The 18,081-nt window shown below is 36.5% G+C and carries 13 protein-coding genes; all 13 read left to right on the plus strand.

Translation table 11 applies throughout. The features are described 5' to 3' along the window. Positions 1-23 precede the first annotated feature (23 nt). Positions 24-1,739 carry a DUF4856 domain-containing protein gene (locus tag ACM9HF_RS09930; protein ID WP_473618195.1) on the plus strand — a complete coding sequence of 572 codons (1,716 nt, stop codon included), beginning with the start codon at positions 24-26 and terminating at the stop codon, positions 1,737-1,739. Positions 1,740-1,862: 123 nt separating this feature from the next. Next, positions 1,863-3,113, plus strand: a complete 1,251-nt coding sequence (locus ACM9HF_RS09935) for an imelysin family protein (RefSeq protein ID WP_473618196.1) — start codon at positions 1,863-1,865, stop codon at positions 3,111-3,113. Then, a complete protein-coding gene (locus tag ACM9HF_RS09940; RefSeq protein WP_473618197.1) occupies positions 3,113-5,413 on the plus strand; it encodes a TonB-dependent receptor family protein in 2,301 nt (766 codons plus the stop codon). The genes ACM9HF_RS09935 and ACM9HF_RS09940 overlap by 1 nt, the downstream gene beginning before the upstream one ends. Positions 5,414-5,426: 13 nt before the next feature. Continuing rightward, the gene (locus ACM9HF_RS09945) at positions 5,427-6,428 is read left to right on the plus strand and encodes a sterol desaturase family protein (protein WP_473618198.1); all 1,002 of its coding nucleotides are present in this window, start codon (positions 5,427-5,429) and stop codon (positions 6,426-6,428) included. Positions 6,429-6,653: 225 nt separating this feature from the next. Beyond that, the gene (locus ACM9HF_RS09950; RefSeq protein WP_473618199.1) at positions 6,654-7,376 is read left to right on the plus strand and encodes an ABC transporter ATP-binding protein; all 723 of its coding nucleotides are present in this window, start codon (positions 6,654-6,656) and stop codon (positions 7,374-7,376) included. Then, on the plus strand, positions 7,373-8,797 hold the full coding sequence (locus ACM9HF_RS09955) for an ABC transporter permease (protein WP_473618200.1): 1,425 nt from the start codon (positions 7,373-7,375) through the stop codon (positions 8,795-8,797). The genes ACM9HF_RS09950 and ACM9HF_RS09955 overlap by 4 nt, the downstream gene beginning before the upstream one ends. Further along, positions 8,797-10,068, plus strand: coding sequence for a DUF3526 domain-containing protein (locus tag ACM9HF_RS09960; RefSeq protein ID WP_473618201.1), 1,272 nt, complete (start codon positions 8,797-8,799; stop codon positions 10,066-10,068). The genes ACM9HF_RS09955 and ACM9HF_RS09960 overlap by 1 nt, the downstream gene beginning before the upstream one ends. Before the next feature lie 27 nt (positions 10,069-10,095). After that, positions 10,096-12,234, plus strand: a complete 2,139-nt coding sequence (locus ACM9HF_RS09965; RefSeq protein ID WP_473618202.1) for a TonB-dependent siderophore receptor — start codon at positions 10,096-10,098, stop codon at positions 12,232-12,234. Positions 12,235-12,667: 433 nt separating this feature from the next. Then, positions 12,668-14,356, plus strand: coding sequence for a phosphoethanolamine transferase (locus ACM9HF_RS09970; protein ID WP_473618203.1), 1,689 nt, complete (start codon positions 12,668-12,670; stop codon positions 14,354-14,356). Then, positions 14,356-14,721 (plus strand): diacylglycerol kinase, encoded by a 366-nt coding sequence (locus ACM9HF_RS09975; RefSeq protein ID WP_473618204.1) that lies wholly within the window; start codon positions 14,356-14,358, stop codon positions 14,719-14,721. Before ACM9HF_RS09970 ends, ACM9HF_RS09975 begins: the two co-directional genes overlap by 1 nt. A gap of 119 nt (positions 14,722-14,840) precedes the next feature. After that, positions 14,841-16,832 carry an LTA synthase family protein gene (locus ACM9HF_RS09980; RefSeq protein ID WP_473618205.1) on the plus strand — a complete coding sequence of 664 codons (1,992 nt, stop codon included), beginning with the start codon at positions 14,841-14,843 and terminating at the stop codon, positions 16,830-16,832. Positions 16,833-16,912: 80 nt separating this feature from the next. Further along, positions 16,913-17,209 carry a hypothetical protein gene (locus tag ACM9HF_RS09985; protein ID WP_473618206.1) on the plus strand — a complete coding sequence of 99 codons (297 nt, stop codon included), beginning with the start codon at positions 16,913-16,915 and terminating at the stop codon, positions 17,207-17,209. Between the two features lie 233 nt (positions 17,210-17,442). Beyond that, on the plus strand, positions 17,443-18,009 hold the full coding sequence (locus tag ACM9HF_RS09990) for a CBS domain-containing protein (protein ID WP_473618207.1): 567 nt from the start codon (positions 17,443-17,445) through the stop codon (positions 18,007-18,009). Positions 18,010-18,081 lie beyond the last annotated feature (72 nt).

Here is an 18,081-nt window from a genome sequence, read left to right on the forward strand (position 1 = left end):
ATTAAAATTTATTTTGGTGAATTATGAATATTAAAAAAAGTGCACTTAGCTTAGCAATTATCTCTTCGTTATTATTAACCGCATGTGGCGGTTCAGGTAGTGATACATCAACGCCTAAAGTAGAAGAGAATACAGCTCCTACAAACATCACATTAAGCAATATGGCTGTTACTGAAAATAGCATGGCTGCGGTATTAGGTAACTTATCAGCAGTAGATGCTAACACTGGTGACACTTTCACCTTTTCAGTTTCAGATGAAAGATTTACTGTTTCAGGTAATGAATTAGCGCTTGCTGAAGGCGTAGTTCTCGATTTTGAAGTAGAACCAACAATTGAAATAGAAGTAACCGTAACTGATTCAGGTTCAAAAACATTCACGAAATCATTAACCATTGCAGTAACAGACGTATTAGACACTTATACATTTGATAGCAAGTTTATAACTGGCGAATCAAGTGTTTCATATAGCGGTCAAATAGCTCGTCATACCTTAATTGCCGAATTAAACCACTACATTGGTAATCAATTAAAAGCAGACTTAGACGACGGTACATTACTTACTAGAGAAGCAGTTAAAACTAAACTAAACAGTTTTTACCAAACATCCGCGGAACAATACGACAACTTCCCTATTACTTTTATGGCCGATACAAAACAAAAATTTCTTGCTGATATTTCAGGAAGCCTTAAAAATTTAAGTGGTAAAATTGCAGGTAATGACTCTGGTCAGCATAAAGATTGGAATACAAATTTTTCTGGTTGGGGCGCTACAGGGTCAACCACACCAGAAGGATTAATTGGTATTTTCTTTGATCAACTTGCAGATAATGCTGAACAACATATTAACGGTATTGTTCGTCAATCTGTTACTAATGAAGCCATAACAGATATTTATTTAAATACTAACGGAACAGATCTTAAGCAATTAATTCAAAAATTCTTATTAATGGCAGTAACTTACTCTCAAGGTACTGACGATTATTTAGATAACGCTGATGCCGGTAAAGGCTTAAATTCTGACTTTATGCAAGACGGCTCTAAAGCATATTCAGTTTTAGAACATCAGTTTGATGAAGGCTACGGATACTTTGGTGCTTCACGTGAATACTTAGCCTATAACGATAATGAATTATCGGGTAAAGCAGGCGAAGGTGATAGAGCTGATTGGAACAATAACCATGATACGAATGCTGATGGTGAATTTGATCTGACCTCTGAAGTTAACTTTGGTAATTCTGTAAACGCAGCAAAACGTGACCGCGGTACAGTCGGTAATACAATGCCAACTGATTACACTAAACAAGTGATGGAAGCCTTTATTGAAGGTCGTAAAATAATTAACGATAATGCTGGCGTTGCATTAACTACAGAGCAATTTACTGCTTTATTAGCACAACGCGACATTATTGTAGACGGTTGGGAACGAGCTATTGCATCAACAGTTGTTCATTATATTAATGACACTCATGCAGATTTAGCTAATGTAGGTACTTCAGAGTTTAACTTTACTGATACGGCTAAACACTTTTCTGAATTAAAAGGTTTTGCATTGGGTTTACAGTTTAACCCCTATTCAAAAATAACAGACGAGCAGTTTGCTGAACTTCACACATTAATTGGTGACAAGCCGGTATTAGAAAGTACTGATATTGCGGCATACCAAGAAAAACTAATAATGGCTCGTGGTATTATTGCTAGCGCATTATCATTTGATGCTGAGAATGTGGAAAACTGGTAGTCTAATGCTGCAATTATTTATGCCCAAATAATGGGTATAATTTACAGGGTTAATAATATTATTAAGCATGGAGCTTAAGCTAGAAATAGCTTGAGCTTTGTTCGTATTTAAGGGTCCAAATAAGTGTTACATACAAAAGCAAAATTACTCTCTGTTGTCGTTAGTACAGCATTACTTTTAACGGCGTGTAATCAAGATGTTAGCAGTTCACAAGGTGAAGACTTTAACAGAGGAAGTGGCGGAGAAAACACCAATACTGATTTTAATCAATTAACCCTAATTACTAGCCTTACAGATAATGTTATTTCTCCAACGTTTGAAGCATTTAAAGTTGAAGCAAAAAAACAGCAAGAGCTGGTCGCTAGTTATTGTAGTAGCGAATATAGCTTTGCTGAGAGCACCATAGAACAATCAGCTTTAGAGCAAACAAAAAATAACGCTAAAGAACAATGGCGTGCCACTATGAATATTTGGCAACAAGCTGAATTAATGCAATTAGGCCCGCTATTAGAAGATGATAACTTATTACGAAACAATATTTATTCTTGGCCAACAGTAAGTACCTGCGGCGTTGATTTTGATGTCATGTTTTTTAAAGATGGTACCGTAAATGGGCAACCTTACGACATCAGATTTCGAACAGTTTCAAGAAAAGGGCTAGACGCCTTAGAATACTTACTTTTTAATGAAAACCTAGAACATAGCTGTGAAACCAGTGCTGCGCCTACAGGCTGGAATAACCTTACCAATACCGAACGTAAAACTACCCGTTGCGACTTTGCAGTAGAAGTAGCTAAAGACATAGTAAACAACGCTGATATTTTATTAACACAATGGAATACTGCACAAGGTTATGCAACTCAGTTAAAACAAGCAGGAACCTCAAATAGCCTATTTACTACCGAACACGATGCAGTAAATGCTATTAGCGACGCACTTTTTTATATTGATTCATTTACTAAAGATGAAAAATTAGCGATTCCTCTTGGCTTACTTGCAAACAAATGTGGTTCAAGCGCTTGCCCTGAAGATGTGGAATCACCGTACAGTAACCACTCACTTACCAACATTAAAAATAACTTATTAGCCTTTCAGAAATTTTTTACGGGTAGCGAAACAAGCATTGGATTTAACGATTATTTAGTTGATGTAGGTAGCACAATCACCGCAACAGAAATACAAAAAAATATCACCAAAGCATTAGCCTCAATTGAGAAAATTAACTCAAGCTTAGCTGACACATTAGAAAACGAACCAGATCAAGTTGAACAAATACATACCGACGTAAAAGGTATAACGGATCAGTTAAAAGCAGACTTCATTACCAGTTTAGCCTTAGAACTCCCTGCAACCTCAGCGGGAGATAACGACTAATGACATTTTCTCTTAATAAATATCAAGATAAATCTATAAACATGATTTCAAATAAAACGTCAAATACGAACTCATTTACTAAAGTAGCCTTATCAATTGCACTATCACTTGCAGTTGCCTCAACAGCATTTGCAGAAGAAACTAATACGCAAATAGCAGCAAAAAGTGCCGCTACCGAATTAATCGAGAAGTTACAAATTATCGGCCACAGCGATAAATTACGTAAAGAAGCGGGTTCAGCAACTTTAATTGGCGAAGTAGAATTAGAAAAGTTCAAATTTACCGATATCAACCGAATTTTGTATAGCGTACCAGGCGTAAATATTAGAGAAGAAGATGGTTATGGCTTACGCCCTAACATTGGTTTTAGAGGCGTAACACCTGAACGTAGTAAAAAAATCACGGTCATGGAAGATGGTGTTTTAATCGGCCCAGCCCCCTACTCTGCCCCCGCTGCTTATTATTTCCCTATGATGAGTAAAATGACCTCATTAGAAGTCTTTAAAGGTCCTGCGGCAATCAAATACGGCCCTAACACGGTTGCTGGTGCTTTAAACATGACAACCCGCGCTATTCCTAAAGCTAGTGAAGGGAGTATAAATATTGCTGCAGGTAGCGATGGTTTTAAAAAGGCATCTGGCTATTACGGCAACACCAATGGCAACTTTGGTTACTTGCTTGAGCTAAACCACTTACAAGCAGACGGTTTTAAAGAACTTGATAGTGCTGATGGCAAAAGTAAAGATACAGGCTTTAAGAAAAACGACGCCATGTTAAAGCTTCAATACGATTTAAGTTCAGATAACAACTTACAACTTATTGAATTAAAACTCGCAACAGCTAATGAAAAATCGAACGAAACGTATTTAGGTTTAACCGATGCCGATTTCGCTAAAAATCCTAACAGACGTTATGTTGCCAGCCAAAACGATTTAATGGACTGGGATCATCAGCAAATACAACTTACTCATTTGTTTTCTAATGATAACTTTGATGTAACCACGCGCTTATATCGTAATGATTTTGAACGTTCGTGGAACAAAATTAACGGTTTTAAAGATGGAGCGACGAGCCAAGACTTACAAACCATTTTAGCTCAACCTGAAAACTACGATCCTTTATATCAAATACTGACAGGCGTACGTGATACACAGCGCGAATCAGAAAAAATAATTTTAGGGGATAATGCCCGTAAATATTATTCTCAAGGTATTCAATCAGAATTAAACACAACGTTTACTCTTTTTGATTTAAACCATAAGTTAACTGCTGGTATTCGCTTTCATCAAGATCAAATTGAACGAAACCACACTGAAGATGCATTTTTCATGCGTTCTCAACAACTTGTTAGCGATGGTTCCGATACGCTAAAAACAACAACTAATATTGAAGAAACCAACGCACTAGCTGTATTTATGCAAGACACTATTAGCTTAAATCAACTTGATTTAAGCTTTGGTTTGCGTGGTGAATACTTTGATTCTTTATATCAAAACAAAGCCCCTAATCAAGAAAAAGATTGGTTAGAAAAAAGCTCGCATATTTGGTTACCAAGTATCAGCGGTTTTTATACTATTAACGACAACTTAGGGTTTCTATTCGGTATTCATGAAGGATTTGTACCAACCAGTCCACAAGAAAGTCCAGAGATAGAAATTGAAAACAGTGTTAATTATGAGTTAGGTGGTCGATATAACAACGGCAATACTAAATTTGAATTAGTCGCTTTTTATAACGACATTAAAAACTTAAAAGAAGGTTGTACCTTTTCAACCGCTTCAAGGTGTAGCAATAGTTTAGATGCCGAGTTTAATGGCGGTAAAGTTGAAGTATACGGTGTTGAACTATCAACAAGTCACAATGTGTCATTAAATAATGGCTGGGAAGTCCCTCTTTCATTGGTTTACACGTATACCTCGTCAGAATTTAAAACAAGTTTTACTTCAGACTTTCCTATGTGGGGCGAAATTACCGCTGGTGACGACCTCCCTTATTTACCTGAAAATCAATTAACCGCAAACATTGGGTTAATTGCCAATAAATGGGAAATTAACGCGATTGTTCGTTATATAGATGAAATGAAAGAAGCTTCAGGCGAAGGTGTTTTATTATCTGGCGTTACAACCTCAAGCTATACCATTGCAGATTTATCAGCAAGTTACAGCCTTGAGCAATACGGTAAACTTTATCTCAAACTAGACAACTTATTTGATAAACAAGAAATTGTGAGCAGACGCCCTTATGGAGCTCGCCCTAGCAAACCTCAACAATTACAAATAGGTTATCAATACAGTTTTTAAGCTGTGTTAGAAAATGACTATTATTGATTTTTTTACGAGTAACTTAGCAGAACTTGCTTCATACATTAATGACGCAAATAAACGCCTTTATTGGGTTTATTTAGCGTCTGCTATTGTATTCGCGATACCTGTTTATTATTTACAAACGAAAAAACAAAAAGTCCTCAATAGTGCTAACGACAAAAGCACTATTGAAAACACCAGTAAAACAGATACTAAACCTAGCAATTTTTTTACCTTTTTATTCCCTAAAAAAGTCTATTTAGCTCAATCGTCGCGTATCGACTACCAATTACTTATTGTTAATAAATTTATTAAAGCCGCGCTATTTCCGCTCATTATTTTTACCATGGCGCCTATCGCGTTATCACTATCATCAGCACTAGAAAGTATTTTAGGTACTCGAGATTTTTTACCTTGGTCTTCCACCACGATCGTTGCTATTTTTACCTTATTACTTTTTTTAGTTGACGACTTTTCGCGTTTCTTTCTACATTACTTACTACACAAAATTCCTTTTTTATGGGAGTTTCACAAAGTACATCACTCAGCTACAGTACTAACACCTTTTACTATTTATCGCTCGCACCCCATAGAAAACTACCTGTACGCTTGTAGAATGGCGTTAACTCAAGGTGTTGTTGTGGGTATTTGTTATTATTATTTTGGCCCTACATTAAAAATGGCAGACATTTTAGGGGCTAATGTGTTTATCTTTTTGTTTAACTTTTTGGGCTCAAATTTACGCCATTCACACATTTGGCTTAGCTTTGGAAACCCTATTGAAAATTGGATAATAAGCCCAGCTCAACATCAAATTCATCACAGCACCAACCCCAAACATTTTGATAAAAACTTTGGTACGGCTTTAGCAATATGGGACAGAATGTTTGGCTCTCATATTACAGCGAAAGGCGAACAAGTTTTGTCCTATGGTGTAAGTAAACACACCCCCGATCACTCCTCTCTTATTAAAGTTTATTTCTCTCCTTTTAAAGCACTCTTTAAAAAATAATTAAGCAAAACTTCAACTGACCTTAAGTTTCATTTATTACCTTTATCGCACGATATGCCAACACAGTAAGTATTCGGTTGAAAATATTATTGATAGAGGCATACCTAAAACCCATAAAAAGTAATTCGTATATCTTCTCTCATTTATCAATAATAAATTCACTTCATAAATGTTATGTTATAACATAACACGGTATTCACTTAAAAATTAAAAAAAGGGACGGTAATGCAAAAAGACATGATTGTATCCTCATCGCTAAGTGTTCGCTTTGAGCAGCAAACAGTACTTGATGAAGTTAACTTTAAAGTAGGACAAGGGGAAGTGTTTGCCCTACTAGGTGGAAACGGTGCAGGAAAATCAACCACACTTAAAACCTTTTTAGGCACGGTTTCTCCAACAAGTGGCTCAGCTACCGTGATGGGAATGTCGGTTGCAACAGATATCGACTTAATTAGAAGAAAAGTTGCTTACTTACCAGAATCAGTGATGCTTTACGGCCACTTAACAGGCGTAGAAAACATTGAGTATTTTCTGGCATTAGCAGATATCAAAAAATCTGAATCTGAAATCGAACAAGCTTTATTGCGCGTAGCATTACAGAAAAGTGCTTGGCATAGAGCAATGTCAAATTACTCAAAAGGTATGCGCCAAAAAACAGCGATAGCACTGGCTTTGCTTCGTGATGCGCCTGTACTGTTTCTTGATGAGCCAACATCAGGCTTAGATCCTAACGCCATTGATGAATTCAACCAACTTATTACTACCTTAGCATCAGAGGGTTCAACGATCTTTATGGTAACCCATGATGTTTATGGTGCGTGTCAAATTGCCCACCGAATAGGTTTGTTAAATAACGGAAAAATTGTCGGTATGTTTGAACGTGGCAATAATACTCATATCGATACTGAAGAAGTGCATGCAGCCTTTTCAGCGAGAAATAAACAATGAAAGTCATCAATCAAGTAACACGCGATGAATGGCGCTTTTGGCATCGCACTAAATTAGCAGCCACCATTCTGGTTATAGGTACATTATTAACCATTGTTTCCGCCATAGTGAACACAATAGAAATAGAGCATGCTGCGCATGAACGCGAGCACCTACAGCAAACGTCTGAAGCGCAATTTTTAGAACAACCCGACCGTCATCCACACCGTATGGTGCATTATGGTCATTATGTATTTCGTACCCCTTCGCCACTTAGCATTATTGAACCTGGGGTAGATGCATTCACGGGTACTTCTATCTTCCTTGAAGGGCATAGACAAAACAGCGCAATGTTTTCTGATCAACGTCAAGCATCGGGAATGACAAGGTTTAGCAGCTTAACACCTAGTTTTTTATTACAAGTGCTGGTACCACTTTTTATTATTTTGATTGGCTACGCCAGCGTTACCCGAGAAAAAGAAGCAGGTACACTCCATATAATAATCACCCAAGGAGCTAATTTATGGCACTTATTATTAGGTAAATACCTTGCATTAGTCAGTAGCGGATTACTCATGTTGCTGCCTTTAGTGATTGCCGCGATTTGGGCGACATTCACAGGTGAGTCATTACTGGTAACAAGCAGTTTTGTTATTGGCTACGTACTTTATATTTTAGTGTGGAGTGGTATTGTTTTAACCGTATCAGCGCTAAGTAATAAGAATGGTGTAAGTTTCGCCACCTTAGTGGGTTTATGGATTGTTTTTTGTATTTTAATACCTCGAATTGGTAGTTCTAGCGCTGCAGCCATTGCGCCTTCACTAGGTAAATTAGAATCTGACTTTGCCGTAGTAGAAGAATTACGAAAATTAGGTGACGGACACAATGCTGCCGATCCCGCATTTGAGCAACTCAAGAAAAACCTATTCAAAAAATATAATGTCGACAAAGTAGAAGACTTACCCATTAACTTTCGCGGTACCGTTGCCCAATACTCAGAGGCAAAACTTACCAAAGTACTCAATAAATTTGCCGAACAACGTATGCAAGAAGAGCTTTCGCAAGCCAAAATAGCTCGACAATTTGGCTGGTTAACCCCAACAACAGCAATACGTTCTTTTTCAATGATCATTGCAGGAACAAGCTTGGAAACCCACCATAGATTTCTTCGTGAAGCAGAAGATTTGAGATTCGACTTTGTTCAATCTCTCAATAAAGTCCATCAAGATAACTTAAATTATCAAGCGGATATGAATCGCCATAAAGATAATAAAGCTGCGCGTGTTAATGCTGATAACTGGCAAGTATTGTCTTCGTTTTCTTTCCAGCCTGACACCGCAACAACAAGGTTGTCACGCAGTGTTCATTATATTTTTCAATTAATTTTTTGGGCAGCCTTAGTATGTTTTTCCTTACGGTTTGCCGTTAGGAGAATAAGCTAATGACTTTATTTTCAAATATCGGTAGAGAAGCCAAATTCCTCGCTAAACAGCGATATATTTTAGTATTGCTGAGCATTGTTTTTTTGTTGTCTGTGTTTGCAGTATGGTCTGGCATCAGCGAAACTCGCTCTCAAATAAGTACTATTGAAAGGCTTATTGAAAAAGATACTATCGATCGCGACAGCGTACTTGCCAAACAAAAAGATTATGGCAGTGCCGCCTACTATAGCTTTAATTTAACCTACTCTTCTCCGTCAGATATCGCTTTTGCGGCGATGGGACAACGCGATATCTATCCGTGGAAACACCGTATTCGTATGCTTGCCATCGAAGGGCAAATATATGAAACCGACGCAGATAACCCCGAGTTATCATTTTTAGGACGATTTGACTTTGCGTTTATTGCCAGTGTTTTGTTGCCACTATTTGTTATCTTGTTGCTGCATGACTTGCGTTCAGCCGAGCGTGAAGCCGGTCGTTACGATCTACTCATTACTACCGCGAGTAAACAACAAAATCTTTGGCTATCAAGAGCTATGGTTTTATGTTCAGCGCTTGCCATTGCGCTACTTGTGCCTTTTCTTATAGGCGCTTTAGTTACGCAAGCACCTTTAATATCAGTTGGCTTTATGGCACTTGTTGTTATAGCGCATTTACTGTTTTGGATGTTATTAGCCTTATTGTTTACGGCGAGTAAAGTTGCCGCTAAGCAAAGCTCAGCACAAACCGCTTCCGTGTTACTTGCAATATGGCTTGTTGTCACTGTGCTTATTCCTGTTGGTAGCGATATGGCCATTGATGACATGGTAGAAAGCCCGAACGGTGGTCAAATAGTACTAACACAACGAGAAGCCGTAAATGATGCTTGGGATCTTCCATTTAATGCTACTTGGGAGGAATTTTTAGCAACACACCCTCAATGGAAAGACAAAACTCAAATGGGCGAATCTTTCGAATGGAAATGGTACTACGCCTTTCAGCAAGTTGGTGATCAAAAAGCAGAAGCACTATCAAAAGCATACCGCGCTGCAACGTTAGAAAAAAACACGCTAGCACAACGCTTTGCCTTAATATCTCCGCCTATGCTGACGCAAAGATTGATGTCTGCCATCGCAGAAACAGATACAAACGCAGCCATAAAATATGAGCTAGCAATACGTGAATACCATAAAGCATTACGCCAATTTTATTATCCGCTAATGTTTAACGAAGCAGAATTTACGCTCGAAAACATGTCTGGTTTACCTAAGTTTTCAAACACAAAAACATAATTAAAGCCTAAAAAGGAAAGAATTAACATGAAATGCCCCCCTTTCAATCGACAGATAAAACCGTTAAGTCTGTGTATCTGTGTTGCATTATCATTGCCATTAACCGCTCAAGGCGCTGATGTAAAAAAAACAATAAAAGAGGATGTTGAACGCATCGAAGTAACGGGGTTACGCCAAGCTTATCGCGGAAATGTGCCAACAAAAGATCTACCGCAATCTATCGCTACAATACCTTTTGAAACGTTGGAACTTGCTGGTATTACTAACCTACAAAGCTCACTTGAATTAGTAAGCGGTGTAACAAGGCAAAATGATTTCGGCGGTTTGTGGGATATGTTTGCAATTCGTGGCTTTGCCGGCGATGAAAACTTACCTTCAGCTTATTTGATTAATGGCTTTAGCGCAGGGCGAGGCTTTAGTGGAAACCGTGATATTTCTAATGTTGAATTAATCGAGGTGCTTAAAGGCCCAAGCTCTGCACTTTATGGACGAGGAGAACCCGGAGGTACAGTTAACATTACCACGAAAAAGCCACAGTTTAATCAAGAAGGCTATATCAAGCTAACTGCGGGTAGTTTTAACACTTATCGCACTGAAGGTGATTTCACCACAGGATTAACTGATGATCTTGCTTTCAGAATCAATGGAGCCTATGAAGATGCTGAAAGCTACCGAGATACCGTCACCAAGAAAAAGACAGTCCTTACACCATCATTTCTCTATAAATTAAGTAATGACACACTCATAAGCTATGAACTGGAATATTTAAACCAAGAAGCCGATATGGATCGCGGTGTTGTGTTTGTTGAAGGTAAAACATTCTCAGATTCAAATTTTTATGGCGAACCTGCTGATGGACCAGTAGAAATTAAAGCCATAGGCCATCAACTAGAATTTCAGCATGATTTATCTGACGACTGGGCAATTAATGCAGGTTTAAGCTATCGAACATCCTCTTTTGAAGGCAGTGTTTCAGAACCGCGTTGGTATGATGCCGATAGTAACTCTATTATTCGCCAACGTCGTTACCGCGACTTCGATGCTGAAGATCTTTCTGGTCGCTTCGAATTGAGTGGTTCAAGCAAGTTATTCGGTTTAGAACACAACCTACTGATTGGTGCTGATGCTTATGATTATGAATTAGATCGCACAATTTTACGCTATCGCCATAATACCGCACTAGCAGATAGCCCAGAGAGTGATTCATCGTATTATGCAATCGACTACGATAATCCAGTGTATCGAGATACTCTTCCTAACATGATTGATAATACTTCTGATCTTGAAGAGCAAAGTGGTCAAGGGATCTACCTACAAGATCAAATTAACCTGTCAGCTGATTGGAAGGTCATGTTTGGCATGCGATACGACAATTTTGATCAAGACATCACCAATAGATTAACAAACAACACTAAAATCAGCGTGTCTAAATCTTACTTTAATCCTCGTTTTGGTCTAGTTTATGAAGTATCAGATGAAACACGTATTTACGCTAACTACTCAGAAGGTGCTCGTCCTAACTCAGGTGTAGATGCCAATGGAAAGGGTCACAATCCTGAAGAAAGTAAATCTTATGAAATTGGTTTTAAATGGGATCTTCCTACGCAAGGCTTCAGCGGTACAGCAGCAATATTCACAACAGAAAAGTCTAACATTCTAGCCAGTAGCCCTAATGGTGATGGCTCTACTGAAGCGTTAGGTGCAGCCGAAAGTGAGGGCGTTGAGCTTGATATGTCTTATAAGCTAGCACCTAATACCGTTGCTTCAATGTCATACGCTTATGTTGACGCGCAAAACTCAAAAGAAATAAAATTATGGGATTTTTATGTCATAGAAGAAGGTGCTCGTTTAGGTAACGTACCTGAACACAGCGGTAGCATTATGCTTCGTCATTTTACTGAAATTGCAAATTATGAAGGTAGCGTCGGCTTAACCATTCAATACGTTGGTACTCAATTAGGTGACTTTCTTGAGCAAGACTATGAACTACCTAGCTACACACTAGTAAACTTATTTGCCAACGCAACCTTAACCGACAATTTAGATTTGACCATCAACATCGATAATCTACTTGGTGAAGAGTATTACGCTAATTCGTATTTTGAAGAATGGACAATGCCCGGCGCGCCGCGATCAATTAAGGCGAGTGTGAAATATTCATTTTAATAAAAACTCTTCGTTCGTTTTATTTAAGTCGGCGTAATAATACGCCGACGTTCACAACACGATTAGATTGGTTTGTATTGAAAAACGAAGTATTACAAAACTTATATCGATAATAATAAGATAATAATATCAGACAACACTAGGTGCTTTAATCATTTCCTATGCACATGTTAAAAACTTTACCTTATGCCAACACCACGACAAATGTGGTTGTTCAACTAGTGAAAGTTAGCAAAGTAACCAACCTTCTCTTACCCTTCCACTCAAACAAGTTAATCTAGGCTAATTATCTGTTTAGGCTAAGTCTATCTTAAGTTTGCTTCAATAAAATAAAAACACTGAGTAAAAGGTGTTTTACCAGTAACGTCAGACAGCAATGTAAACAGCGTTGAATTTCGTATTACCACTAAACATTCATTTTAAGACTTATACAATGACAAACATTATTCGTTATTTTAAACAGATCCAATTAACCACTAACCAATTGTTATTAATTACTTGCAGTTATATTGCGCTGATATTAAACCTGCCATTTTTAATCAAAGTTTCAACAGCTATTACCTCATTAAATAATTACAATATTTGGTTTTTATTATCACTCCCTATTTTTTTACTGTGTTTAATCCTTATAATTCAAGGGCTAGTAGCCTTTCGGTGGATAACTAAATGCGTTTTAATATTAACGGTTGTATGTGCTGCTTTAATTTTTTATGCAACTGTTACCTATGGTATTGTTTTCGATTATGGCATGGTACAAAACACGGTTGAAACAGATACCGCCGAAGCCCTTTCTTATGTAAATATTTACGCTATTGTTTTTTTTCTCATATTTGCGGTTATTCCAGCTTGGTTAATTTACACCGTTCAATTAACGTATAAACCTTTTGTAAAAGAGTTACTGGCTCGTATAAAGCTACTCAGTGTAAGCCTAATGGTTACCGTTATTATTGGTTGTCTATTTTCTTCTAACTACGCTTCTGTCGGGCGAAACAACAAAGATCTTATTAGCTATATAACACCTTATAAAATGTTTGATGCTTCATTCAAGTTTGTTAGAAATCATTACTTTTACCCACCACTTAAATTTCAGGTATTAGATACAACACCATCCATTGAACGAACCAACCATAAAAAACATGTAACAGTTTTAGTGTTAGGAGAAACCGCTCGTTCAACAAGTTTTTCCTTAAACGGTTATAAAAAAGAAACCAATAAATATACGGATAAATTAGGTGTTGTGTCGTTTTCTAACGTGACATCTTGCGGTACAGCTACTGCTGTTTCAGTACCATGCATGTTTTCAAGACTCAATAAAAACAATTACGATAAACGCAGAGCCATATCGCAACAAAATGTGATTGATATTGTACGATTAGCTGGAGCTGACGTGCTATGGATAAGCAACAATAACGGTAGCTGTAAAGGCGTTTGTACTCGAGTTCCATCTGAACAAATACCAACAGATAAAAGCAACCCTTTATGTGATGGCGAATATTGTTACGACGAAGCTTTACTTCAACCACTACGAAAAAAGCTGAATAACTTAACCAATGAAAATACTTTAATTGTGCTCCATATGATTGGCTCCCATGGCCCCACGTATTTCAAAAGATACCCAAAAAATAAACGAGTATTTACTCCAGACTGCCAGCGAAGCGACATTCAAAATTGCACGCATGAACAGTTGGTTAATAGTTACGATAATACAATCGCTTATACCGACTATGTGCTTTCACAGGTGATAGCTGAAATAGATACGTTGGCAGTAGCTGAAAATGTTGAAACGTCTATGTTATACGTTTCTGATCATGGTGAGTCGTTAGGTGAAAAAGGTGCTTATTTACATGGTTTACCTTACGCATTTGCGCCTGATGAACAAACTCATGTTCCTATGATTTACTGGAATGATGACAAACAAACAGACTTCAGCCTAAATTGTCTTGATGGAATATCTCAACAAGCGCTTAATCACGATAATATTTTTGATACTGTACTGAGCATGATGTCTATTAGAACTAAAACTTATCATCCTAACAACGACCCTTTTATACATTGTAAATCGCAAATAGCTATTGCACGAACGACTGTTACTAACAAATTAAATCAAGAGAGAATAAACTAGTGTTTGATAATAAAAACAAGCCAAAAGGCTTAAAACGCATATATCTTGCCTCGTTAAATTCTTTTAGAGCATTTAAATGGTTATATCAAAACGAATCAGCTTTTAAGCAAGAAATACTCCTACTGATTGCAGCTATACCCGCCACATTTTTTTTTAATATTAGCTATAAAGAACAAGTTGTTTTAATTTTATCTATCCTCTTTATTATTTTTACTGAGGTCATAAATACAGCGATTGAAGCAGTTGTAGATCGAGTTGGATTAGAAATACATCACCTATCAGGATTAGCGAAAGACTTAGGATCTGCGGCAGTTTTTATTAGTATGATAATCGCGGCAAGCATTTGGGCGGTGATATTACTATAAGTCCTTAATCTTGATATTTCTGCTCTTTTTTCCAAGCTAAATATCAGTTTCAGTTAAGTAATCCTTAAGTTTCGTTATTTAAAGTAAGCATTGTGTTTTATTTAAAGATATTCAATACAATGCTTACTACTGCTTTTTACTTAATACGTCCTTTTTTACTGTTTACCTTGTTACTAGTTTTTACCTTGTTTATTTCTAGACTGGGCTTAGGACTCTGGCAGTTTGACCGTTTTGACACCATTCAATCTTTTATCACGCTTTTATTAAGTGGTATCAGAATCGATTTAAGTACTATCGGTTACCTGTTAATTATTCCGGCCATTATTCATCCTTGGGTAATGGCGCTGTTCAAAAAAAACTACCTGTGGTTAAAAATACTTAACGTAATATTTTTTGTAATATTTATTAGTATTTTATTTTTTGAACTAGCGACGCCAGCCTTTATTATTGAATACGGGTTTCGTCCTAACCGCTTGTTTATAGAATATTTAGCATACCCTAACGAAGTAATGAAAATGCTTATTAATGGGCATTCAATCACATTAATTATTGTGTTCGTTTTGCTTATACTGCCTTGTAAAATTTGTTTAAAAGTATTTACCAATATCCTTGCACAAAAAAATAATCCTACGCAAAATAACATCGCCTCATCAGCTATTTCGTTTGTTGTATTGTTATTAGTATTATTTTCATTTGCTCGTGGTACTTTTGGTCATAGGCCTATAAATCCTTCTTTCGTTTATTACTCAACAGACCCATTAATCAACTCGTTAACACTTAACTCTATGTACAGTGTGGCTCATGCCTTTAAACAACTTGGAGACGAGAAAAATGCAGCTAAAATGTATGGAAAAATGGAGCAATCTAAAGCTATAGAAATAATTAGACATGAAACCGGGCTAGCAACTAATACTTTTAAATCTTCCGATCAGCCCTCATTAAATACCCGTTTACCGGTTTATCAAGGTAAACCCAAAAACCTTGTTATTATTCTTGAAGAAAGCTTAGGCGCACAATTTGTCTCTTCTTTAGGTGGGCTCCCACTTACACCAGAGTTAGATAAACTCAGCAATAATGCTTGGGCCTTTAAAAACTTGTATGCCACAGGTACTCGCTCGGTTAGAGGCATTGAAGCGGTTATTACCGGATTTACTCCAACCCCTGCTAGAGCTGTTGTAAAATTAGATCAATCTCAAAGTAACTTTTTTACCATTGCTAATTTATTAAAAGCTAACAATTACGCGACACAATTTATTTATGGTGGTGAAAGCCATTTTGATAATATGAAAAGCTTCTTCTTAGGTAATGGTTTTACCGATATCGTTGACTTTAACGATATAGAAAAACCTAAATTTGTTGGTTCGTGGGGAGCAAGTGATGAAGACTTATTTAACCAAGCCGACATTGAATTGAATAAATTACATCAATCAAATAAGCCCTTTTTTAGTTTTATCTTCTCATCAAGTAATCACGACCCTTTTGAAATACCAGACAATGTTGTTACCCCAATAAAATATACTGAAGATCAAAAAGAACACTACAACGCAAAAGAATTATCTCGCCATAAAGCTATTCAATATGCTGACTATGCCTTAGGAAAATTTATAGCCAAAGCCAAAACACAAGCTTATTGGCAAGACACGGTTTTTTTAATTGTGGCAGATCATGACGCAAGAGCATTAGGTAATGATTTAGTGCCTATTAAAAACTTTCATATTCCTGGCGTTATACTCAACTCAGGTAAAAACGCAAGAATGGACGAAAGAGTGATAAGTCAAATAGATTTAGCGCCCACTCTGCTTTCGTTAATAGGCATTGAAAATACATCACCTATGTTAGGCCATGATCTTAACCAAAAAGAAGCATCAGGAAGAGCCATGATGCAATACGCTGATAACTTTGCCTATATGAAAAACAATGAAGTGACGATTTTACAACCACAAAAAAAACCAATGAATTTTTTATACGATTCAGAGAGTAAAAAACTCACCAACACAAAAGACAATATATTACTCGCAGAAATAGCTCTAGCCCATGTATTATGGGGTTGTTTAGCGTATGAAAACCAATGGTATAAATTTGAAAATACACAAATACTTACCAACAATTGAAAATAAATACGAAATTCTATTGGAAAGCCATCGAATGCACCCTATATAATAGAAAGTAACTCAACAATAAAAGCATTAAGATGTTAAAACTTTTATATTCGCTATCATTATTAATTATCTCAAGTCTCTCATTATCTAATGAGCGAATTGATGTTGACCTAAATAATGCAAGCAATATTAATGTTCAATTTAATTTAGACACGCCTCCAGAAGACGAGCATGAATTAGATATAAAAGCTAAACCGCCTTTATTCTATTTAGGTTTACACGCATTACCTAAAACTAACGAAAAACCAGTTTCTACACAGAGTAACTCCCTCCTTCTTAATTATATTTTAACTTTTAAACAACAACGCGCTCCTCCTCTATATTCCTAAATTTTTGTTTTATAAAAATTAGACTTATTAATACGTTTAAAAATTATTTGTTTTAACCACAAATAATGCAATTAAGTGATGTTAATGATCTCAACAATAATTTTTATAATCTCACCTAAAAAAATACAAATTTTTAGCTAATAAGCTGTTGTTTTAAAAATAAAAAAGCAATTTCGATACAACATAACTGTTTCTCGATTGCTGATTTTAAAAAGATTATTAAGGAATACCTCATGAAAAAATTAACATTACATAACTTAGAGTTAGTTGACGAAATTATATCTCCCGATCAATTCATCGAAATGACATTACTTTCACCCGCGACTGATTTTTTTACTGACTTTAAAAAACATAAAGCATTAGTGATTGAAGCAAATACTTTAGCCACTGACGCATTAAAGTTAATGCAAAAATCTCATGTACAAATGGAAATTGTGGTATCTGAAAATTCAAAATTTTTAGGCGTAATAAGTACTAAAGAGTTAACAGAGCGCCACATAATGCAAAAAGTATTCAACGGAGCAATAAGAGAAGAAATCACCGTTGAAGATATGATGATACCTCGTAATGATTTACATGCATTTTCTTATAGCGATATTAAGAAATCGAATATTAATAATGTAATCAATACGCTAAAAAATTACGGGTTACGTCATTGTTTAGTAATAGATAAAGAAAATCACCATATCAGAGGCGTAATTTCATCAAGCGATATAGCACGCAAGTTACAGCTACCTATTGAAATTAATACCGCGACTTCTTTTAGTCGTATCTTTGAAAAGGTTCAAGCTGTTATGTAATACCCATTACTATTAACGTATATCCGTTAACAACTAAGAAGAGGTGCCAATAATATTCGCACCTCTTTTGTT

The sequence above is a fragment of the Colwellia sp. RE-S-Sl-9 genome, from assembly GCF_048296855.1.
Taxonomy (GTDB): domain Bacteria; phylum Pseudomonadota; class Gammaproteobacteria; order Enterobacterales; family Alteromonadaceae; genus Pseudocolwellia.